Here is a 21132-nt window from a genome sequence, read left to right on the forward strand (position 1 = left end):
GGCCCGGGCGTGTCGCGGCCGAGCGCGCTGCGGCTCAGCGGCCGGCCGCGCCTACTGCTTCCCGCCGTCGACCCACCGCGTGTGCGCCTTCAACGCGTGCAGCACGGCGAGGCGCACCACGACGTACAGGGCCGCCCCGATGACCGCGAGGCCGACGCCCCACACGAGAAGAAGGATCAGGGAGTGGGCACCGTACATCCCGCGAGCCTAGCGAGCGGCCTCGACCCCGGCCACGGTCGCTGCGCGTTGCGTCCGTGCCCGGTCGTACCGCAGCAGCCAGCGCTGGGCCGGAACCTCGACGACCTTGTGCATCACGAACGCCAGAGCGAGCGCGATCCCGAATGCGGCGAGCGCGAGCAGCACGGCCCGGCGCCACGGGAGCTGCGGATGCCCGTCGGGCCACGCCGACGACACCGACGCGATCACCAGCAGGTGCACGAGGTAGAACGCGAACGACACGCGCCCGAGCTCCTGCCAGAGCGGGCGCGCGAGGAAGGTCGACGACCGATGCGCATCGGCCGAGGCCAGCGACGAGACGAGCAGCGCGAACGCCCCGACGGTCACGGCGAGACCGGGGTGCACGTCGGTTCCGGGAAGGGTCGGCGCCTCCGACAGCGCGTAGCCGACGACCGCGAGCGGGAGCACGAAGCGCAGGCGCGGCGGCATCCACGCTCCCCGCTTCACCAGGAGCGCCAGGGTCACGCCGACGACGAACTCCGGCAGTCGCAGGAGGGGAGTGGATGCCGCCGACATCGGCACGGGCGAGAGCGCGGCGATCTGCGGGGCCAGCGCGACGAGCGCGAGCGAGATGCCGACGACGATCGTCTGCGCCCGGGCCGACAGGCGCACGAGCGGGCGGATGAGGAAGGGGAAGCCGAGGTAGAAGAACGCCTCGCACACGAGCGACCAGCTGGCGGGGTTTCCCGCCTGCCACCAGTCGGGTACCCACCCGTTGACGAGGAGCACGTTGGCGGCCAGCGGAACCGCGCCGTCGGTGCGGATCTCAGGCACGAGGGTCGCAGCCGCGACCAGGGCGAGCCCCACGCCCACGAGGTGCAGGGGGTAGATGCGGGCGAAGCGGTGCCACCAGAACGATCCGGCACTCTGCTGCGGCTTGTAGCCCCAGGCCAGCACGAACCCCGACAGGATGAAGAAGAGCGTGACGCCGGTCTTCCCGGCCTCGAAGACGAACGCCCACACGTCGCCGGCGGTGCCGCCGAAGTACTCGACCGCCATGAGGTGGTGGCCGAAGATGAGCATCGCGGTCGCCCAGCGCAGGCCGGTGAGCGAGGGCAGGTGGCGCGCCGCCGTCGGTCGGGCGGTTGCCACGGGCCGGGCGGATGCCACCGGCCGGGCGTCGACACGAGAGGTCGTCATCGTGGTCATGCCGTCGCCTTCCGTCCCGTCGTCGTTCGCCTGGCGCGCGAGGCGGGCGCTCGTCGGCGACGTCGTTGGGCCGACCTGAGCACGTGGAGTCGCGCAGACCGGGAGAGACGGTACGGGAACTGGTTGAGGAAAACCCTGGGAGGGGTGGGGGCTTGACGAGGTCGCGCGCACCGATCTTCCGCGGAATGACGCGGCAGGAGGGGCGATTTCCCTCCGTGAGAGCGGCCGCATGCAGCGCCCGATAGTTCACCCGGTCGCCTCGATCGGGGTCGTGCAGAGCCCGGCCTCCCGGCCGTCTGCACCCTGCGAGGGGCCCTCGAGATGCACGGGGCCTGACCCGGCGTCAGTCCTCCCGGGGCAGCGCCCGCTGCGCGACCACGCGCCGCGCTTGGACCACCGCTTCGGCGAACTCGGTGTCGGGGTCGTCCATGACGATCGCCGTCGCCCGCGCGTGCGCGCTCACGACGTCGTAGGGCGAGGCCGCCGCCCGCTCGACAGTCGCTTCGGCACGGAACCCGATCGCCGCGAACGCCCGGCTCAGGCTGCGCTGGGTGTCGTGGTCGCCGCGGCCGAACTGGGTGGCGAGCTCTTCGGCGAGCGCCTCGTGCGCGTCGTCGGGAACGAGTCCGGATGCCGTGCGCCACGCCGCCCGCGCCACCTCGGGGTGCCGATCGCGCAGCACCGCCGGCGTGATCACGGCGAACGCGGCGGGATCGCCGATCTTCGACAGCGTGTGCAGGGCCTGGCTTCGCGCCTGGGGCACCTCGGAGGCCACCTCGGGCAGCAGTTCCGCGACCGCCCGCGCCGGGTCGTGCCGCGTGAGCGCCCACGTGAGCATGTCGCGCACGAAGAAGTCGGGCTCGACGGCGCATCGGGCCACGAGCTCGGCGATGTAGCTGTCGTCGGGGCGGGTTCCCGCGGCGAGCGCGGCCTGCAGCCGCGCGGAGGCGTCGGAGTGCGCGAGGGCGGCGCGCAGACGGGAGGCGGGGGTGTCGGTCATCGTGGTTCCAGGGTTTCACGCCGGGCGACGGCGGGGGCCGACTTGGCGGATGCCGAGACCGGCCGGGAGGTGCGGAACGGCGCGCGACCGGCATCCATCCGCCGCTTGCTCCGCGGGCCGCCGCCTTCCGTGGGCCCTACTTCCGCCCCACCCGCCGCTCCACCAGCTTCCGCGCCACGTCCATGAAGCTCGGCGCGTACTTCGCCCACTCCTGGTCGAGCTTGCGCACGTCGATCTTGCCGGTGTGCAGGAGCTCGCAGATCTTGAGCCAGCTCTCGCCCGTCGCCGCCGTGAGAGCACCCGCGACTGCCGCGTTCACGACGATGCCCGCGCCAGGGATCAGCTTCAGGAAGCTCGTCGCGAGCGCGCGGCCGGCGACCTGTACGCCGAACTGCGCGAGCGCTCCCGCCGACAGCATCGTCTTGACTTCGAGGTCGTAGATGGCGGCGATGCGCCCCATCATCGTCAGCTGGATCGGCGCCAGCGTGACAGCATCCGAGACAGGAAGCGGAACGGTCGCCGCTCCCGCGGCCGCTGCAGACGCCGCGGCGATGATCGGCCGCGCCATCTCGCGCTTCCACGGGAGGTTGAGGCGCTGTGCGATGCGAAAGGCGTCCTTGTCGCGCTCGGGCGCGAGCTCCAGCGTCTCCGTGACAAGGTCACCGAGGCCGTGCCCCTTGCCCTTCCCGTTCTTGTCGCGGGTCGAGGTGAGGATGACCTGCCGGTACGGGATGCGCAGCCGCTCCCCGGTGTTCGGATCGACCGGGTCGTTGAGCCACTCGACGAACGCCTCCAGGTCTTTCGCGACGCCCTGGTGCCCCGTGATCGGATTCTTGATCCAGTCGACCTTCGTCAACACGAGGATCACCGGCAGCCCCCGCGCGTCGAGCTCGCGGATCATGGCGATGTCGGCCGGAGTGAGCCGGTCGTCAGCGGCCCGCACGCAGTACCAGACGACCGAGATCTGGTGATCGCCGGGGTGGGCGGCGATGGCATCCAGGTGGTTGCGCAGCTGCTGATCGGGCGGAACGGGCGAGCCGATCTCGAACCCCTCGACGTCCCAGATGCCGAGCGAGTCGTCGCTGTAGAAGTGCACGCCGCGCGTGACCGGCAGCCCGCGCCCGACCTTCGCCCAGTCGCGCCCGAACACGGCGTTGACGAGCGACGACTTCCCCACGCCCGAGGCGCCGACGATCGCGAGGTTGAACCGCCCGTAGCGCGACTTCGCCTCCGACGTCGCCTCGACGAAGGCCTTCTCGTCGAGCTGCCGCGCGTCGGTGTTCTTCTTCGCCATGGTCTCGCCTCCCCCGCACGTCGGCCTCAGGATGCCGCGACGCAGGGCGCGGATGAGGTTGTGTCGAATCTACGGCTCAGGCTCGCTCGCGCGCCGTCTGACGGTGACCCTTGCGCGAGCGCGCACAACGCGTCACGGCTGTCGCCGCATCCCCACCCATGTGTCCCCATCCCGCACGAACACGATCCGATCGTGCAACCGCGAGGGACGCCCCTGCCAGAACTCGATCTCGCGCGGCTCCACCCGATACCCGCCCCAGTGCGGCGGACGCGGCACCGGCTGGTCGTCGCCGAAGCGGGCCGACACCTCCGCCATCTGCTCCTCGAGGGCGGCACGGGATGCCACGGGCTCCGACTGATGGCTCGCCCAGGCCGACAGCTGTGAACCGCGCGGACGCGACGCGAAGTAGGCGTCATCGCGTTCTGCGGGAAGCGGCGTGGCCGTGCCGAGCACGATCACCTGCCGCTGCAGCACGTACCAGGGGAACAGGATCGACACCGCCGGATTCGCCGCCAGCGCCTGCCCCTTCCGCGAGTCCCGGTTCGTGAAGAACCACAGCGCACCGTCGTCGTCGACTCCGCGCAGCAGCACCGTTCGCGAGGTCAGCCGTGCCTCGGCATCCACCGTCGACACCACCATCGCGTTCGGTTCGGGTAGGTCGGCGGCATCCGTCAGCCACCGTTGGAAGAGATCGAGGGGGGATGCCGACAGCGCGGCGTCGTCGAGCTCGTCGAGCGTGTAGTCGAGGCGGTGGGCGAGGGGGTTCTCGGTCATCGCGCGGTCCTCCGAAGCGTCGCTGGGGGCACCATCGTATGCGCGCCGCATCCGGCTGCGGCCCGACTGCCGCGCGGGACGATTCGCGTACAGACGCCTGCGCAAGTCGTTCCGCGAAAGGCGGCCGTGTGAGGCCGTCGGGATCAGAGCCCGGCGATCTCGGCCGACCGCTCGAAGAAGTACACAAGGGTCGCCACGAAGACCACCACGAGCACGACCGTGGTCCAGAACCAGGCGATGCGCAGCCGGCGGATCTGGGCGGATTTCCCCGGACGGTTCCACGGCGCGCGCGCCATCACCGTTCGACTCCGACCCGTGCGACCGCGATAAACATCGGCATCCGTTCCCCCCGCGCTGCGCTGCTCTATGGACGAAAGGCCACGCTATCCAGCCCCACGGGTGGATGCCAGCACCTGGCGGCAGCCCGCGTCAACCCACCGCCGCACACATGTGCACCACGTGGAATAGGTCGTCGCCGCGCTCCGTTACGTTCGCGTGGCCCTGTGACCCCCACGAAAGGACTCCCGTGAGCCTGTTCAGCCCCACCACCGTCGGCAGCATCGGCGTGCGCAACCGCGTGTCGCTCGCCCCCATGACCCGCCTGCGCGCGAGCGCCGACGGCGTTCCCGGACCGATCGTCGCGAAGTACTACGAGCAGCGCGCCGGCATCGGCCTGCTCGTCACCGAGGGCGTGTTCCCGAGCGCCGAGTCGAAGGCGTACCCCGGCCAGCCCGGAATCGTCACCGACGAGCAGGCCGCCGGCTGGGCGAAGGTCGCGGATGCCGTGCACGCCGAAGGCGGAGTGGTGTTCATGCAGCTCATGAACGGCGGACGCGTCACCCACACCGACATCACCGGCACCGACCGCATCGTCGCCCCCTCCGCGATCGCGATCGAGGGCGACACCCGCCTCGCCGACGGCTCGAAGGTCGCCTACCCCGTGCCCCACGCCCTCGAGACCGAGGAGCTCGCCACCGTCCGCGACGAGTTCGTCAAGGCCGCCCGTCGGGCAGTGGATGCCGGCATCGACGGCGTCGAGCTGCACTCCGCCAACGGCTACCTGCTGCACGAGTTCCTCTCCCCCGCCTCCAATCAGCGCACCGACGGCTACGGCGGATCGCCCGAGGCCCGCGCCCGCTTCGTCATCGAGGTCGCCCAGGCCGTCGTCGCCGAGGTCGGCGCCGACCGCGTCGGCATCCGCATCTCCCCCGCCCACAACATCCAGGACGTGTGGGAGAAGGACGACGCCGAAACCCGCGCCACCTACGAGGCCCTCATCGCCGGCCTTGCCCCGCTGGGCCTCGCCTACCTCAGCGTGCTGCACGCCGACCCCGCCAGCGACCTCATCCAGGACCTGCGCCGCGCCTTCGGCGGAACCTTCATCGTCAACTCCGGCTTCTCGAAGATGACCACGCGCGAAGAGGCCGTCACGGCCGTCGACGAGGGAATCGCCGACCTGATCGCTGTCGGCCGCCCCGCCATCGCCAACCCCGACCTCGTCACCCGCTGGGAGAAGGGCGCCGACGAGAACGAGGTCGACCAGGCCTCGGTCTACGGCCCCGACGAGCGCGGATACACGGACTACCCGTTCCTCCAGGACTGAAATTTCGGATGCCAGGGCCTCGCGCGATTCGCTCGCGCGGGGCCCTTTCCCTGACTAATCGCAGGTGCTGTGGTGGGGACATTTCACGACCGTATTCTGAGATGCAGCCTGCCTTCGGTACGTCTCTTGATGACGCTCAAGAGAGATGACTCCGCCCACCGAGCGCGGCGGGGTTGGCCCGCGATGCAATCGCCCGGAGGGGGATGCCTGTCGCAGCGCGAGCTTTGGCCCCCTCGCTGTTACCGCATTTTCGTTCACGCGTTGGCGAAGCCCCCCCCCCCCCCGCAACCCGGCGCTCCGGTCTAGGACACGTGCTCGCTATTGCGGCGGCTCGTCAACGTAGCGTTTCCAGGTGTTTGACCCATCCCAAGCTCCGTGCATCGTGTTGGGCGCGGTCGGGTCGTACTTATAGCCGACCGCCCTATAGCCTTCACCGTTGTTATCCAACACAATCGTTCCGGTGTCTTCACCGGCTTGCCACGTGAGCCGCACAGAGAACGTGGTGTCATGGCTACTCCCGTAGCCCAGAATTGCGAGTTGAAGAGGCTCGTCCCGTGTCACGAGCCATGGGAGTCTCATCTGGTCCTCTGTCAGCGGGGCGCTCCTCAAGCCGTCGGGAGATCTATCAAGCACACTTCCGCCGACTGCCATGTCACCCACATCCACAGGCCTCACTGGGGTTTGGTCAAGGTCCACCGCGACGTACTTCGCGGGATAGTCACCCCCAATCTCCGCAGGCGTGTAAAACGTCCCGCTTGGTACCGGTGACTGCTTGACGTCCGTAACCTCGACTTGGGTCAACGTGATTGGTTTTTCACTTTCGGCAGCAATTGAAACGTCCACCCAGATGCTGGAGCTTATGCCTCCAACTTCAGCCAGAAGCTGTCGACAATCATCTGAATAAGCGGCCTGAAACGTGTCCGGATCGATGGGCGGAACGTGCGTCGCGGGTGAGTCGTTGGGTATGAAAAATGGCTGGTAGCACATGAGCACCGGCGCTTCCGACCAACTAACTAAACTTCGCTGACCCGTCGCTTTCGAAAGAAGTGAGGCACCCCACTCCCCAATAGGCGTCAGCGCAACGCCCAGCACCGCCACGGTCACCCCCGCAGCGATACCCCCTAGCCATAAGATCACCGGATGCCGGCGAATGCCACTCTTCATCCGTCGACAGTAACGTTGAGGTCGCGATGGCGTGCAATGTTTCTGACACCAACGCCCCTCGACTTTCTGGCTCGGACATCCGTAGCACTTCGCCAACGGCTACCTGCTGGGCGCGTTCCTCTCCCCGCATGCAATCAGCGGCCCATTTGCTGTCGGGCACCTCGCGATCGCCAACCACGACCTGATGGCTCGCTGGGAGCATGGTGCCGACGAGAACGTGGTCGACCAGGCCTCGGTCTACGGCCCCGACGAGCGCGGATACACGGACTACCCGTTCCTCCAGGACTGAGATCCCGGATGCCAGGGCCTCGCGCGATTCGTTCGCGCGGGGCCCTTCGCTATGCGGCGGACCGGTAGCGCTGCACGAAGGCACCCGAGCGGAACTCCCGCCGCTCGATCAACTCGAGCTTCAGGTCGACGCCGTCGAGCAGCCGCGGCCCCCGCCCCGCGATCACGGGGTGCACGACGAACGTGTACTCATCGATGAGCCCCTGCGCCGCGAGCGTCGCCGGAAGCTTCACCCCACCGAGCGAGATACCTCTCCCCCGTTGCTCCTTGAGCCGCCGAACCGCCTCTACGACATCGCCCCGGACGAGTTCGGCGTTCCAGTCAACTGCGTCGAGGGTTCCGGATGCCACCACCTTCCGCATCGGATCCATCACCTCCGCGAACGCGACCTCACTGGCATCCATGCAGTCCGGCCACTCCCCCGACTCCGGTCGGCGCCACGCGCCCTCCATCAGCTCGTACGTGACGCGCCCGTAGAGGAGCGTGTCGGAGCGGCGCAGCTCGTCGGTCCAGAACGCCATGGACTCGGCATCCGGCGGCAGGCCCGCCTCGTGCGAGCAGCAGCCGTCGAGGGTGACGTTGATGGCGTAGCGGAGGGGCTGGGTCATGCCGCTAGCTTCCTCGCCGGGGCTCCTCCGCGGAAGGGCCCGCCGCCGCGAACCGCGCCGCCTGAACCGCAAACGCCTCGGCCAGCTCCGGCGGCTCGACGACCTCCATCGCCACCTCAAACCGCCCGAACGACGCGGCGAGCGCGCCCCACGACCACGACCCGACCTCGAGAGTGCACCGTTCTTCGTCGACGGCGGTGACGGTGCCGTCACCCACGAAGGGCAGCACCTCCCGGGCGGGCGCGTGCAGCAGCACGGTGCCCCGGCAGGGCCACTCGTTCGTGTCCGACCCCTTGAACCGCGCCGAGACGAACGCGTCGACGTCGCCGCCCGGCACCACCCGCGGCACGAAGGGCGCACCGTGCGGCACGCGAGGACGCACCCGGTCAGCGGCGAAGAGCCGCCAGTCGTCCCGGTCGAGATCCCACCCCAGCAGGTACCACCGACCGTGCGAGGTCACGAGGTGATGCGGCTCGACCCGCCGAGGCTGGAGGTCGCCCTCGCTCCGCGGCAGATAGTCGAAGCGCACCGTCACCCGGTCGCGCACCGCCTGCGCGAGCGTCAGCAGCACGTCGAGCGGCACCGCCGCGGCCGACGCCTCTCCGGCGGCGCGGACGGTCGTCACCTCCACAGCATCGAAGCGATGCCGCAGCCGTGATGGCAGCACCTGCCGCATCGTGGCGAGAGCCCGCACCGCTGCCTCGCCGATGTCGGCGCCCAGCGCCGGAGCCGCGCGCAGAGCGATCGCCACCGCCAGCGCTTGGTCATCGTCGAACAGCAGCGGCGGCATCTCCGCACCCGCGTCGAGGCGGTATCCCCCATCGGGACCCATCGTCGTCTCGATGCGATACCCCATCTCGCGCAGACGATCGATGTCGCGCCGAACGGTGCGATCGCTGACGTCGAGTCGCGATGCCAGCACCGACCCGGGCCAATCGCGCCGGGCCTGCAGAAGCGACAGCAGCGTCAGCAGTCGCGACGTCGTGGCCATGCATCCGACCGTAGTCGCGGTCTAGGACAGAAACCGACCTATACGGCTGTCACCGTGATGGACGAAGCCAACCCCGGCCCATCCATCGAGGAGCAGACATGCCCGTGCAGACCACCACCCACCTGAACTTCCGCGGCGATGCCCGTCAGGCGCTCAAGTTCTACCAGTCCGTCTTCGGCGGCCACCTCGTCGTCAACACCTACGCCGACTTCGGCATGCCGGCCGAGATCCCCGGCTCCGACAAGGTCGTCTTCGGCCTCGTCGCCGCCGAGAACGGCTTCCGCATCATGGGCTACGACATCCCCGGCCGCACCGAGGGCGGCATCGCCGGCGGCGGCTCCACCCACCGCGCGAACAACACGACGGTCACCGACCAAGCGCTGTTCGTCTCGATCAATTCGCCCACCCTCGATGAGCTGCAGGGCTACTGGGATGCCCTGGCGGTGGATGCCACGATCGTCGAGCCGCTTGCCGCGTCCGCGTGGAGCGCGGGGTTCGGGATGCTCACCGATCGGTTCGGGGTGACGTGGAGCGTTTCGGTCGCGGCGGAGTAACCCGGGTAGGCAAGTCATTGGGACGCACTGCCGAGTCCTGCGGCCCTGAGTCCGGGATATCAGGGCCTCGCGCCACCACTGCGCGCGGGGCCCCGCCGCGCTGAACGTCAAAGATTAAACGCCTCAGCGAGTGTCGGCAGTTGGCCGGGCTCTGGGCGGAATCGGAGCCCGGCCTAAAGCGGCATCGTGAATCTTGCGGCGCCCCCGATCACAACCGCATCCGACGCGCGCAGATCGACGGGGTGACTGAATCGGGGAACCAGCACCGACGGGAACGGGGCGCGGTGCGTGATATGCCCCGAATGAGCATCGTGCGTTACGGTCGCACGGTGACGAGTGAACGAGTGCGAGAAGCGTTGTCCGAGTTCGTTCGCGAGCGGAATTGGGCGCAGTTCCACACGCCGGAGAACCTGGCGAAGAGCATCTCGATCGAGGCCGCCGAGTTGCTTGAGTGCTTCCAGTGGAACGACAAGGCCGATGAAGCGCGCGTCCGAGAGGAGCTCGCGGACATCGTCACCTATTGCATTCTTCTCTCGGAGAGATTGCGGCTCGATCTCGATGAAATTGTCCTCGAGAAGCTCGCCGTGACCCGCACGAAGTACCCAGCCGACGTCGCGAGAGGGCGGAGCACCAAATATGACGCCCTTTGAGATCGAACGACTGGATTTCAGCACGCACGCAGTCGCGCAATGGGCCGCAGGCGATGAACGCCGAGTAAATTGGCCGGTCGTCTACGTACTCGATAGCGCAGGGTCTTCGCGGCAGCCCTCGGTTTATGTCGGAGAGACGGTCAGCGCAGCCTCTCGGATGCGCCAGCACCTCCAGAGCCCGTCAAAGTCCGGCTTCCGCCGTGTACGTGTCGTCATCGACGAGACCTTCAACAAGTCCGCGTGCCTGGACCTGGAGTCCCATCTCATTCGCTGGCTCGCTGGCGACGGCCATTTCATCGTCTTGAACGGTAACGAGGGCATCATCGACGCTCGGTACTACGCGCGCGAGCAGTACCGCAAGAACTTCAGGGAGATCTTTGAGGAGCTTCGGTCCGAAGGTATCTTTCAGCGCAGCATTCCGGAGATCGAGAACAGCGATCTCTTCAAGCTGTCTCCCTTTAAGGTGCTCACGCGGGAGCAAGCAATTGCCGTCGAGCACATCGTGGAGTCGCTCCTGCAAGATCTGGCTACGGGAAACACGTCAACCAGTGTCATCCAAGGGAATCCCGGCACCGGCAAGACCATTGTCGCGATCTACCTCGTGAAGCTGCTGGCTGACATCCGCGACTACCAAGACACCGACGAGATCGAGCAAGATTCGCTCTTCTCAGAGTTCTTCGTTCCGGAGAATCGCGAACTGTTGAAGACGGCGCGCATAGGTCTCGTCGTACCCCAGCAGTCGCTTCGAGAGTCGATAAAGCGGGTGTTCAAGAAGACCCCGCGGGTGAGCGCGGATCAGGTGCTGAACCCTTTCGACGTCGGCAAGTCTTCGACCCCCTTCGACCTGCTTATTGTGGACGAAACCCACCGACTTAATCAGCGCGCCAATCAGTCTTCAGGTATGCGCAACCGCGACTTCACCGAAATCAACCGCACGCTCTTTGGGGCAGACGACTACAGCAAGACGCAGCTCGACTGGATCCGCGCGCAGAGCACTCATCAGGTTTTGCTCATCGACGAGCGTCAGGCCGTCCGACCCGCAGACCTCCCTCGAGAGGTTCTGCTCTCAGAGATTTCAGGTGCGGAGCGAAACCATCGACATTTTCCTCTCGCTCTACAGATGCGCGTTCGCGCCGATGCAGACTACGTCGGGTTCATCCGAGAGTTGCTGCGCGGCGAGGTCGTTCCAGGGAGTATGCCGGATCTCGGCAAGTACGACCTGCGGTTCTTCTCGAGCGTTCTCGAGATGCGCGATGCGATCCGAGACCGAGAGCTCGTGACGGGCCTGTCACGCTTGGTGGCGGGTTTCGCCTGGGACTGGAGAACCCGTAATAACCAGCCTGGCTTCGACTTCGAGTTAGAAGGCGCCGAGTTCACCTGGAACCGCACCGACAAGGACTGGATCAACTCCCCCGGCTCGATCGACGAGGTCGGATCAATTCACACCGTCCAAGGCTACGACCTGAACTATGCGGGAGTGATCATCGGACCGGACTTGCGCTACGACCCTGCTTCCCATCGGGTCGTCTTCGACCGCCCTTCCTACCGAGATAGGAAGGGCAAGGAGAATCTGTCGAAGCTCGGGAAGACGACGACCGACGAGGAACTCCTAGCGCTGATTCAGAACATCTATGGCGTCCTTCTCACGCGCGGAGTGTTGGGCACCTTTATCTACGTCTGTGACCCGCATCTGCGCGAATACATCGCCTCCGTGGTGGACGGCGGCGCGGCCTAGCTGTAGTTCCCCGAGAGGTGGCGAACGCGTTCTGACTGGTCCTGACCGTCGACGCCGGCGTGAGGGTGGCGGTGGTTGTCATAGTGAAGCCAGGTGTCGTAGGCGGTTCCGCGGGCGATGAGTCACTTTGAGTGGCTTCGCTTTCACACGCTATCCACAACGTACTCAGCCGCTAGTGTCACTCCCGTGTTGATCGCGAGACGCGAGCTCGTAGGCACCGATGAGATCTGCCGAGAGCCTGCCGCGAACGCTCACCGCGAAGCCGTTCGCCACCCCCCACGCTCGAATGTCACTGGGAGACGCAGCGCTGCGAACCGCTGTAGGCGTCCCAGCAGCCGAGATCGGCATCGCCCGCTGCGATTTTTGGGGCACAGGTGACTGAGCGGGCTGGAGATGCTTCAGCAGCAGGGCATAGAGTTCCGGGTCGACGACTCGCGTCCCTAACTCGTGTGCCCGCGCGAGCTTGGTACCCGCGAAGGATCCATCGGTGACGACCATAGAGGTGCGTCCCGACACGTTGCCCATGACCCGAACGCCCAGCTGATGAGATCTTGTCTCCAGACCAAGTCGTTCGCGCTCTCGCCCGTCGAAGCCGGTGAAGGCCACTTTGTCTCCTACGCGCAGCGGCTCCCCGTGGGACCACCCCGCAGGCAATTGCTCCAATTTCTCGGTGATGCGGGCTGCGCGCGCCGCGTCGGCCTCGGCAATGAGGGCTGCAACTACCTCACTCGTGAGTCCCAGAGAGAGGGCGAGAGCTTCGAGCTCGGTTCGCTCCTCGCGCGACACGTGACCATCATCGAGAGCCTTATGTGCAATGGCGAGCGCAAGACTCCGATGAGCAGTCGCGACGTCAGCTCCAGTTAACTCGAAGACATCGATGAGGTCTTCGAGTGCCGCAGCCTCCGCCTCGGATATAGCGCCGTCCTCCAAAGCGTTCAGGAGGGTTTCGAGGTAGGTGAGGGAACCCTCAGGAGCTCCTTCATCCAGAACATCCTCGAGGCTGAGCCCCGCGAGTTGCGTGATCAAAGCGGGCTGCGCCGGCTTCGCCGGCCGTCTTCTCAGCGCGGACGACCTCATGGGCTGCGCCTCCTCCGGCAACACCTCCAGCGGTGGCCGGCTTGCAGCGGAAGGCCACACAACCGTGGCCGCCTGACGCTGCGTGGAGATCAGCGCGTCATGCGGAATGGTCCGTCGGTGCGACCTCAGATAATGCCGCAACAGCCCAGCCGTGGCACGCGCATCGCCCAGCGCGGAATGAGCGTCGTTCAGGGGTATACGAGCATCCCAGCAGCAGTCAACCAACCGACGACGATCAAGGTGGGGCATGTAATGGCGGCTGCCCTCGAGCGTGCAATACGCGGGCAACCAAGGAACATCCCATCCGGCTCGCCGGAACTCTGCCCGGAGGAAAGAAAGATCGAATCGAGCATTGTGGGCCGCAATCGGCAGCCCTGCAATCTGCGGCACGATCATCGTGGCAAGGTCACGAAATAGTGGCGCTCGCTCTACGTCCCTCTGTGTGATCCCATGAATATGAGTTGCGCCAACGGGTCCCTCGGGATTGAACCTCGTGCTCCACTCATCAATGACCTCGCCCTGCTGGTCCACGCGCACCAGTGCGAGTTCCAGAACTCTGTCCTTTTTCGGAGAAAGCCCCGTGGTCTCGACGTCCATGACAACGAACTGAGGAAACGTCGCGAGTGTCCTTGTCGCAGAAGACTCGTCCACTGCTCGCTCTGCGCCGCTACCAAAAAATCGGCTGAACCAACCCATGCTTTCCCCACTTCGGTACGCCCAGAGGCGAAGGTCATTCGCAATCGATCATGCCGTGCGAGATCACCGTCGGCGATTCGGGAGTCCAGAAAGCGTGCCGGGTGAAGGAAACGCGCCGGCAAGCGTGGTCCGCGGCGACCTGATGAGCCACCCGGGTCTAGCCACTGTCCGACCCCGGGAGTACCGTCGCCGCCATGACCCCTGCCACCCTCTTCCTCCAAGCCGACGCCGCGCTGCGCGAGATCATCGACCAACTCGATCCCGCCGACTTCGCCGCCCCCGTGCCGAAGGAGTGGAGTCAGCTCGAGTCGCCCACGCTGCTCGGCATCCTCGGGCGCCACGCGTACGACGAGGCCTGGATCCCCGACGTGCTCGCCGGCCGCGCGGCCGCGGACGGCGATCCCTACGCCAGCGTCGATCTGCTCGGCGACGATCCGGTCGCCTCCTACGACGCGCTCAACGACAAGGCGACGACAGCCGTGCGATCAGGCGACATCGCCGACACGTTCCGCTTCACGTACGGCGACTACCCGGCGGGCGAGGGCTTCGCGCACATGGCGACCTATCGCGCGTTCCAGGCGTACTCGATCGCGAAGCACTTCGGCATCCCGTTCCACCTCTCCCCCGAGCTGGTCGCCGGATTTAACGAGCACGTCGTCCCGCACGCCGATGAGTGGCGGCAGTGGGGCGTCTTCCCGCCGGCCATCGAGGCGCCGGCCGATGCCGACGACGAGACGCGATTGCTCTGCACGCTGGGGTTCTGGCAGCCCTGAGCGCTGCGGCTCCACCTAGCCGTGAGGCCGGCATCGCCGGTCACCGAGCCCACATCGCACCGGCGCGCGCGCTGATCGCGGCATACGTCACGACCGTCCCGAAAGCCGAGGAACGTCACACGGCGCCTGCCGGGGCGGGATTCTCGATCAGGTTCAGCTGCGTGCCGTCGAGGTCGATCAGGTTCCCGATTCGTAATCCCGATGGCTGCGTCGCCACCGGATGAACGCGCGGGAATCCGACCGTCGCTTCAGCGACGCCCGCAGAAGTGATGCGCCGGTACAACGCATCGACGTCGTCCACGCGGATGCTGCACATGAATGAGCTCCTCGCGGGGTCGAGGTCGGCGAAGGGGAAGAACTCCAGCGTGAGGTCGCCGCGCCGAAGGATCAGCCAGCCCTCGTCGCGGTACTCCTGCGTGAAGCCCAACCGGCCGTAGAAAAAGATGGTGGCGCCGAAGTCGCGGGACGGCAGGTTGGGAACGGCGCGATCGGTCATGCGGCAGACCCTATAGCGCCGGCCTCGGAGGTGTCGTCGACGTGCACCGCGAACGTCACTCGCAGCTCCGATACACGTACTCCGCGTCGTCGGGCGTCACCAGGCTGTGATCGCGGAGGATCATGACGGCCGGGCGATCCGGGTCGCTGCACGCTTGGGCGAAGCCGTCTTCCCCGAGCTCGTCGGTGTACTCGATGTCGAGCACCACGGGGTACTCCGCGGTGTACGCCTCGCACTCCTCGAACTCGAAGCACGACTCGGTCACGGCGAAGTCGTACCCCAGAGCGCGAAGCGCGGATACCTGGTCGGCCGTGTTCTTCTGCGCGATCGCGAGACCGGCGGCGTGAGCGCGCTCGGCATAGATCGCGGCGAGTGCGAGGTTGTCGTCGGCCGTGAGGGCTTCCCCCGACCGCGTGTACGAGTCGAGGTTGTCGATCTCCACCGCGGCGAAGCCGTCGGTAGCGCATCCGTCGATCCACTCCCCCACCAGCTCGGCGAGCGCGCCACGCTTATCGGCGGTCGAGGTGTCGAAGAGGTACTCGTCGGGCCACCCCTCGTCGACGAGCGGGCCGGCCCCGGTCTGCACGACCAGCTCGGGGTGGGCCGCGGCGAAGGCCCCCGACTCGTCGGGCTGGGTCTGGAAGCCGTTGACGTAACAGATGTCGTACCCCGCGCCGGAAGGATCGGCGGTTCGATCGCGCTCCACAATCGTGACCCCGGACGGCGGCGGATAGGGGCCGCCGAGCTGGTAGTCGAAGCCGCCGGACGCATCGGGCAGGCGCACGGTCTGCGGAGCTCCCGCCTGCCCGGCAGCGGCGGGATCGTCGCTCGAAGACGAGCAGGCGGTCGAGAGGAGACCTATTGCGAGCAAAGCGACCGCCCGCAGCAGCCGTAAGTGCCTGGCCATGGCATCCAGTCTGCTCAATGGCGAGCAGCTCAGGGCCCACTCCTCCTCACCTCAGCCCGAGGCGGTGAGACGAGGTGAGATTCTCCCGAGAATCACGGACGCGCCGGCCACGCGCCCCCCATGGCATCCGCCCCCAATGCTCAGCTCGGAAACACCGGCCTCGCATCCACCGGCCGCGCCCCCTCGTACCAAGCCGTCAGCTGCAGCGTCTCAAGGTCCGCGAACCGCCGCCCCGAGATCTGCAACCCGATCGGCCGCCCATCCGCGGTGAACCCGCAGTTCACCGACGACGCCGGCTGCCCCGACATGTTGTACGGCAGCGTGAACGCGATGTGCGACATGGCCTCGCTCGCGTCGAAGCCCCACGGCATCGGCCACTCCGCCGGGAATGCCGCCACCGGAGCGACAGGCGCGAGCACGCCGTCGAACGCCGACGTCGCCGCGACCGTGCGCTTCTGCAGCTCGCCGAACGTCTCGTACGCCTCGAGGGCGCGGCGACCCGTCATGTCGGAACCGGGGTGCACCCAGTCGGCGATGTACGGCAGCACGGCGATCTTCGCCTCGTGCGACAGGCCCAGGTAGGTGCGCCAGAAGCGGATGCGCCAGAAGTCGTCGATGTCGCGCAGGATGCCGTCGTCGATGAACGCCGGCAATTCCACGACCTCGGCTCCGGCATCCGAGAAGAGATCCGCGGCGCGCAGCACGGCCGCGCGAACCTCCGGATCGACGGGCATGCCCGCGCCCGGGTCGATGTGCACGGCGATGCGGCGACCCCGCACGTCGGTGTCGAGGTCGAACCAGTCGATGTCGGCATCCGGAAGCGAGGTGTAGTCGCGCTCGTCGGGGCGGGCGACGGCGTGCATGCCGAGCGCCACGTCGGCGACCGTGCGGGCCAGCGGGCCCGCCGAGCGACCGAAGTACGGGTTGTCGAGCGGGATGCGGCCGTTGCTGGGCTTGAGGGTCGCCACCCCCGTCCACGCGGCGGGCAGGCGCACCGAGCCGCCGATATCGGTTCCCATGTGGACGGCACCGAAGCCGGCCGCGGCGGCCGCTCCCGCTCCGGCGCTCGACCCGCCGACGGTCCACTCCGGGTTCCACGGACTGCGGGTGATGCCCGACAGGCTCGACACGCCCGACGAGAGCATGCCCCAGTCGGGCATGGTCGTCGAGCCGACGATGACTGCGCCCTGCTCGAGCAGGCGCTCCACGACGGGCGAGTCGCGCTCGGGAATCACGCCGGCGGTACCGGCGACACCCGCGTGCGCCGGGATGCCGGCACGCACGAAGTTCTCCTTCACCGTGACCGGCACGCCGTCGAGCGGTCCCCGCTGTTCGCCGCGCTCCCACCGGGCGGCCGAGTCCGCGGCATCCTGGAGCACCTGAGCGGGGTCGAGGTCGGTGAAGGCGTTGATCTCGGGGTTGCGGGCGGCGATGTCGGCGAGCACCGACTCGGCGGCATCCACCGGGGTGAAGTCCCCCGACGCGTACCCGGCGGTGAGGACGGCGCCGGTCATCTCGATCGGGGCGGTGATGGTGGGCTGCGCGGTCATCGCGTCTCCTGCACGTGGCTGATGGTCGGAGTCGCGTCGATGAGCACGCGCGTGTACTCCTGCTGGGGGGAGGCGTAGACCGACTCCGTCGGACCCTGCTCGACGATCTCGCCCTTGCGCATGACCGCGACGCGATCGCACAGGTACCGCACGACGTGGAGGTCGTGCGAGACGAAGATCAGGGTGAGGCGGTACTCGTCCACGAGGTCGGCGAGCAGGTTGAGCACCTGCGCGCGCACCGACACGTCGAGCGCGCTGACCGGCTCGTCGGCGACGAGGATGCGCGGGCGGCACACGAGCGCGCGGGCGATCGAGATGCGCTGACGCTGCCCGCCCGAGAACTGGTGCGGGAAGCGGTCCACCGCGTCGCGCGGCAGGCCCACCGCCTCGATCATCTCGGCCACGGCATCCGCTCGCTCCTTGGCGCTCATCGCGGTGCCGTTCTCGAGGTTCGCGGCGTTCAGGAGGGGCTCGGCGACGATGTCGCGGATGCGCATGCGCGGGTCGAGCGAGGCCATCGGGTCTTGGAACACGATCTGCAGGTTGCGGCGCAGCTCGGCGAGGTCTTTCGCCCCGGCCTTCACCAGGCTCCGGCCCACGACCTCGAGCTCGCCCGAGGTGGGCTGATCGAGGCCCGACAGCAGGCGCAGCAGCGTCGACTTGCCCGAACCCGACTCGCCGACGATGCCGAACCGGTCGCCCGCGGCGATCGAGAACGAGACGCCGTTGAGCGCCTTCACCTCCCGCGGCGCGGTGAACAGCGACGTGCGGGGCGACTTGTAGACGCGGGTGAGATTCTCGACCCGGACCACGTCGCCCGACACCTCGGGCGCGGCGGCGGTCATGCGCGACACCGCGTGCCCGGGACGGTAGTTCGCCGCGGTCGCGACCGTGAAGAGCTTGCCCTGGTCGTCGGTGGCGGAGAGATCGGATGCCGCGAGCAGCCCCCGCGTGTACGGGTGCTGCGGGCGGGTGAAGATCTGCTCGATCGATCCGCGCTCGACGACCTCGCCCTTGTTCATCACGAGCACCCGCTCGCACGTCTCGCCGACGACGGCGAGGTCATGGGTGATGAAGAGCAGCCCCGTGTCGCGGCGCTTCACGGTCGCGAGCACGAGGTCGAGCACCTGCTTCTGCACGGTGACGTCGAGCGCAGTCGTGGGCTCGTCGCACACGAGCAGCTCGGGGTCGTTCGCCAGCGCAATGGCGAGCACCACGCGCTGACGCTGACCACCCGAAAGCTGGTGCGGGTAGGCCTGCGCCGCTTCAGCGGGAGAGGGGATGCCGACGTCCTGCAGCAGCTGCAGCGCACGGGCGTTCGCGGCGCGGCGGTCGCGCTGGGTGCCGTGCACGATCATCGCCTCGGCGATCTGCGGCCCCACCTGCATGAGCGGGTTGAGCGCGGTCATCGGCTCCTGGAACACCATCGCCGAACGCGTGCCCCGGATGCCGGCGAGCTCGCGCTCCCCGAGGTCGACGAGGTTGCGCTCGTCGCTGCCGACGTGGACGGTGCCCTCCGCGCGGAGGTTGGCGGGGAGCAGCCCCATCACGGCGAGGGAGGTGAGCGACTTGCCCGAACCGGACTCGCCGATCAGGCCGACGCGTTCGCCGCGCTCGATGTGGAACGACAGCTCCGACACGAGCGTGCGGTCGCCGGAGCGGATGGTGAGGTCGGTCACCTCGACGGCGCGACCCTGGACGGGCGGGGTGGCCACGGGGCCGGTCTGCAGAAGAGAGGACATCATCGACTCCTGAGTTTGGGATCGAGCCGGTCGCGCAGACCGTCGCCGAAGAGGTTGAACCCGAGCACGGCGATGGCGATGGCCAGGCCCGGGAAGATGATGAGGTAGTCGCTCGTGCCCAGGAACTGCTGCGAATCCAGGAGCATGCGGCCCCACGACGGGGTGGGCGGCATGGTCCCGAGGCCCAGGAACGACAGTCCCGCCTCGGCGAGCACCGCGATGGCGAAGTTGACCGAGCACTGCACGATCAGCATCCCGCCGATGTTCGGCAGCACGTGCCGCACCGCGATGGCGACCTCGGGGCGGTTGGCGGCCTTCGCCGCGAACACGTAGTCCATCGACATCACCTGCATCGTTCCGGCGCGGGCCACGCGGGCGAACGCCGGCGCCGAGCCGATGCCGAGGGCGATCATCGCCGTGACGGTGCCGCCGCCGAAGATCGCGCCGAACACGATCGCGAGCAGCAGGCCCGGGAACGCCATGAGCACGTCGCTGCCGCCCATCACGAGCACGCCCGCGCGCTTCGGCCGCATCCCGGCCAGGATGCCGAGGGGCGCACCGATCACCAGGCCGATGGCGACGGCGATCGTGCCGACGAGCATCGTGATCTGCGCTCCCGCCATGACCTGCGAGAGCACGTCGCGGCCGTACCGGTCGGTTCCCATCCAGTGGGCGGGCGACGGCGGCTGGAGGCGATCGGATGCCACGGCGAGGGTCGGGTCGTAGGGGGTCCAGATCAGCGAGACCAGGGCGGTCAGCGCCACCAGCAGGATGAGCGCGCCGCCGATGACCAGGCCCGGCTCGAGCGGGCGACGCTCGCGGCGAGCGCGGCGCTCGCGGACGCTCGCCTCGGGCGCGGTGCCCGGTTCGGGGCGGGCGGTGAGGGAAGTGGTGGACATCAGGCCCTCCGAAGGCGGGGGTCGATCGAGGTGTAGGCCACGTCGACGAGGAAGTTGATGACGACGACCGCGAGCACCAGCAGCAGCACGATGCTCTGTACCGCCAGCAGGTCGCGGTTGGCCACGGCATCCACGAGGTAGCTGCCGAGACCGGGGATCGCGAACACCCGCTCCACGACGACCGCGCCGACGAGAAGGCCCGCGAGCTGCACGCCCACCACCGTCAGCACCGGGACGCTGGCGTTCTTGAGGCCGTGACGGATGAGGGCCGCGTTCGCGGTGAGGCCCTTCGAGCGGGCGGTGCGCAGGAAGTCCTCGGCCTTGATCTCGAGCACCGCGGAACGCACGTACCGGGTGAGGATCGACGCCTGCACCGACCCGAGGGCGAGCACGGGCAGGATCGCGTAGCGGAGCACGTCGGGCCCCCACCGCCAGCCGCCCGAGGGCAGCCAGCGGAGGTGGATCGCGAAGACGGCGATGAGCAGCATCCCGACGAGGAAGCTCGGGAGGGCGACGCCGATCTGCGACAGGGCCGAGACGACTCCGCCGCTGGCCTTGCCGTGGCGCATCGCCGAGAACGTGCCGAGCGGCACGGCCACGATGAGCGCCACGACCATGGCGAGGGCGACGAGCAGCAGGGTGACCTGGGCCCGCTCGATCAGCGTCGGAGCGATCGCCGCCTGGGTCACGTACGAGGTGCCGAAGTCGCCCCGGAGGACGCCCCCGATCCACTGCAGGTACTGCTCCCACAGGGGAGCCGTGGTGCCGTACTGCGCGCGCCAGGCGTCGAGCTGCTCGGCGGTGGCGTCGGTCCCGAGGGCGACCGTGGCCGGGTCACCCGGCATGACTCGCAGCAGCACGAAGACCAGCAGCGAGGACACCCAGACGGTGGCCAGGAAGGTCCCTGCGAGCTTGAGAAGACGGAGAGGCACGGTCGCCCCCTTT

Annotated in this window: 21 protein-coding genes; 5 read left to right on the top strand and 16 right to left on the bottom strand. The window is 68.0% G+C overall.

The genetic code is table 11. The annotated features are described in order from the left end of the window. Positions 1-51 precede the first annotated feature (51 nt). The 6 genes from Q0818_RS15600 to Q0818_RS15625 form a co-directional block, all read right to left on the bottom strand. A complete protein-coding gene (locus Q0818_RS15600) occupies positions 52-198 on the bottom strand; it encodes a hypothetical protein (protein ID WP_298876970.1) in 147 nt (48 codons plus the stop codon). 9 nt (positions 199-207) lie between these two features. Next, on the bottom strand, positions 208-1386 hold the full coding sequence (locus Q0818_RS15605) for an acyltransferase (protein ID WP_298876973.1): 1179 nt from the start codon (positions 1384-1386) through the stop codon (positions 208-210). A 343-nt stretch (positions 1387-1729) separates the two neighbouring features. After that, positions 1730-2386, bottom strand: a complete 657-nt coding sequence (locus Q0818_RS15610; RefSeq protein ID WP_298876976.1) for a HEAT repeat domain-containing protein — start codon at positions 2384-2386, stop codon at positions 1730-1732. 136 nt (positions 2387-2522) lie between these two features. Then, positions 2523-3680 (bottom strand): GTPase, encoded by a 1158-nt coding sequence (locus tag Q0818_RS15615; protein ID WP_298876979.1) that lies wholly within the window; start codon positions 3678-3680, stop codon positions 2523-2525. Positions 3681-3812: 132 nt separating this feature from the next. Then, complete coding sequence (gene pdxH / locus Q0818_RS15620) at positions 3813-4454, bottom strand: pyridoxamine 5'-phosphate oxidase (protein WP_298876982.1); 642 nt, start codon at positions 4452-4454, stop codon at positions 3813-3815. A 143-nt stretch (positions 4455-4597) separates the two neighbouring features. Beyond that, complete coding sequence (locus Q0818_RS15625) at positions 4598-4750, bottom strand: hypothetical protein (protein WP_298876985.1); 153 nt, start codon at positions 4748-4750, stop codon at positions 4598-4600. A 230-nt stretch (positions 4751-4980) separates the two neighbouring features. Between Q0818_RS15625 and Q0818_RS15630 the strand changes: the two genes are divergently transcribed. Continuing rightward, complete coding sequence (locus Q0818_RS15630) at positions 4981-6057, top strand: alkene reductase (protein ID WP_298876988.1); 1077 nt, start codon at positions 4981-4983, stop codon at positions 6055-6057. A 318-nt stretch (positions 6058-6375) separates the two neighbouring features. Here Q0818_RS15630 and Q0818_RS15635 read toward each other — a convergent pair whose 3' ends face one another. The 3 genes from Q0818_RS15635 to Q0818_RS15645 form a co-directional block, all read right to left on the bottom strand. Then, on the bottom strand, positions 6376-7050 hold the full coding sequence (locus tag Q0818_RS15635; protein ID WP_298876991.1) for a hypothetical protein: 675 nt from the start codon (positions 7048-7050) through the stop codon (positions 6376-6378). Positions 7051-7559: 509 nt separating this feature from the next. Continuing rightward, positions 7560-8117: a dihydrofolate reductase family protein gene (locus Q0818_RS15640; protein ID WP_298876994.1), complete on the bottom strand. Its 558-nt coding sequence runs from the start codon at positions 8115-8117 to the stop codon at positions 7560-7562. 4 nt (positions 8118-8121) lie between these two features. Next, a complete protein-coding gene (locus tag Q0818_RS15645; RefSeq protein ID WP_298876998.1) occupies positions 8122-9108 on the bottom strand; it encodes a WYL domain-containing protein in 987 nt (328 codons plus the stop codon). 98 nt (positions 9109-9206) lie between these two features. Here Q0818_RS15645 and Q0818_RS15650 point away from each other — a divergent pair, with 98 nt between their 5' ends. From Q0818_RS15650 to Q0818_RS15660, 3 genes are all read left to right on the top strand, one after another. Then, the gene (locus Q0818_RS15650) at positions 9207-9662 is read left to right on the top strand and encodes a VOC family protein (protein ID WP_298877001.1); all 456 of its coding nucleotides are present in this window, start codon (positions 9207-9209) and stop codon (positions 9660-9662) included. 302 nt (positions 9663-9964) lie between these two features. Then, positions 9965-10312 carry a nucleotide pyrophosphohydrolase gene (locus Q0818_RS15655; RefSeq protein ID WP_298877004.1) on the top strand — a complete coding sequence of 116 codons (348 nt, stop codon included), beginning with the start codon at positions 9965-9967 and terminating at the stop codon, positions 10310-10312. Beyond that, positions 10299-12047, top strand: a complete 1749-nt coding sequence (locus Q0818_RS15660; RefSeq protein WP_298877007.1) for a DUF2075 domain-containing protein — start codon at positions 10299-10301, stop codon at positions 12045-12047. The genes Q0818_RS15655 and Q0818_RS15660 overlap by 14 nt, the downstream gene beginning before the upstream one ends. 165 nt (positions 12048-12212) lie before the next feature. Here Q0818_RS15660 and Q0818_RS15665 read toward each other — a convergent pair whose 3' ends face one another. Next, the gene (locus tag Q0818_RS15665) at positions 12213-13820 is read right to left on the bottom strand and encodes an exonuclease domain-containing protein (RefSeq protein ID WP_298877010.1); all 1608 of its coding nucleotides are present in this window, start codon (positions 13818-13820) and stop codon (positions 12213-12215) included. Between the two features lie 194 nt (positions 13821-14014). On the opposite strand from Q0818_RS15665, the gene Q0818_RS15670 reads away from it, so the two are divergent. After that, entirely contained in the window at positions 14015-14593 is a 579-nt protein-coding gene (locus Q0818_RS15670; RefSeq protein ID WP_298877012.1) for a hypothetical protein, read from the top strand. Positions 14594-14708: 115 nt separating this feature from the next. Here Q0818_RS15670 and Q0818_RS15675 read toward each other — a convergent pair whose 3' ends face one another. The 6 genes from Q0818_RS15675 to Q0818_RS15700 form a co-directional block, all read right to left on the bottom strand. Next, a complete protein-coding gene (locus Q0818_RS15675) occupies positions 14709-15089 on the bottom strand; it encodes a bleomycin resistance protein (protein ID WP_298877015.1) in 381 nt (126 codons plus the stop codon). Positions 15090-15144: 55 nt separating this feature from the next. Beyond that, positions 15145-15996, bottom strand: coding sequence for an endo alpha-1,4 polygalactosaminidase (locus Q0818_RS15680; protein WP_298877018.1), 852 nt, complete (start codon positions 15994-15996; stop codon positions 15145-15147). Between the two features lie 140 nt (positions 15997-16136). Next, complete coding sequence (locus tag Q0818_RS15685; protein ID WP_298877021.1) at positions 16137-17546, bottom strand: amidase; 1410 nt, start codon at positions 17544-17546, stop codon at positions 16137-16139. Next, positions 17543-19291 carry an ABC transporter ATP-binding protein gene (locus Q0818_RS15690; RefSeq protein ID WP_298877023.1) on the bottom strand — a complete coding sequence of 583 codons (1749 nt, stop codon included), beginning with the start codon at positions 19289-19291 and terminating at the stop codon, positions 17543-17545. The genes Q0818_RS15685 and Q0818_RS15690 overlap by 4 nt, the downstream gene beginning before the upstream one ends. Continuing rightward, positions 19288-20187: an ABC transporter permease gene (locus Q0818_RS15695; protein ID WP_298877026.1), complete on the bottom strand. Its 900-nt coding sequence runs from the start codon at positions 20185-20187 to the stop codon at positions 19288-19290. The genes Q0818_RS15690 and Q0818_RS15695 overlap by 4 nt, the downstream gene beginning before the upstream one ends. Further along, positions 20187-21119, bottom strand: a complete 933-nt coding sequence (locus Q0818_RS15700; RefSeq protein ID WP_298877029.1) for an ABC transporter permease — start codon at positions 21117-21119, stop codon at positions 20187-20189. The genes Q0818_RS15695 and Q0818_RS15700 overlap by 1 nt, the downstream gene beginning before the upstream one ends. Positions 21120-21132: the final 13 nt, after the last annotated feature.

Source organism: uncultured Microbacterium sp., assembly GCF_947489255.1.
GTDB lineage: Bacteria > Actinomycetota > Actinomycetes > Actinomycetales > Microbacteriaceae > Microbacterium > Microbacterium phycohabitans.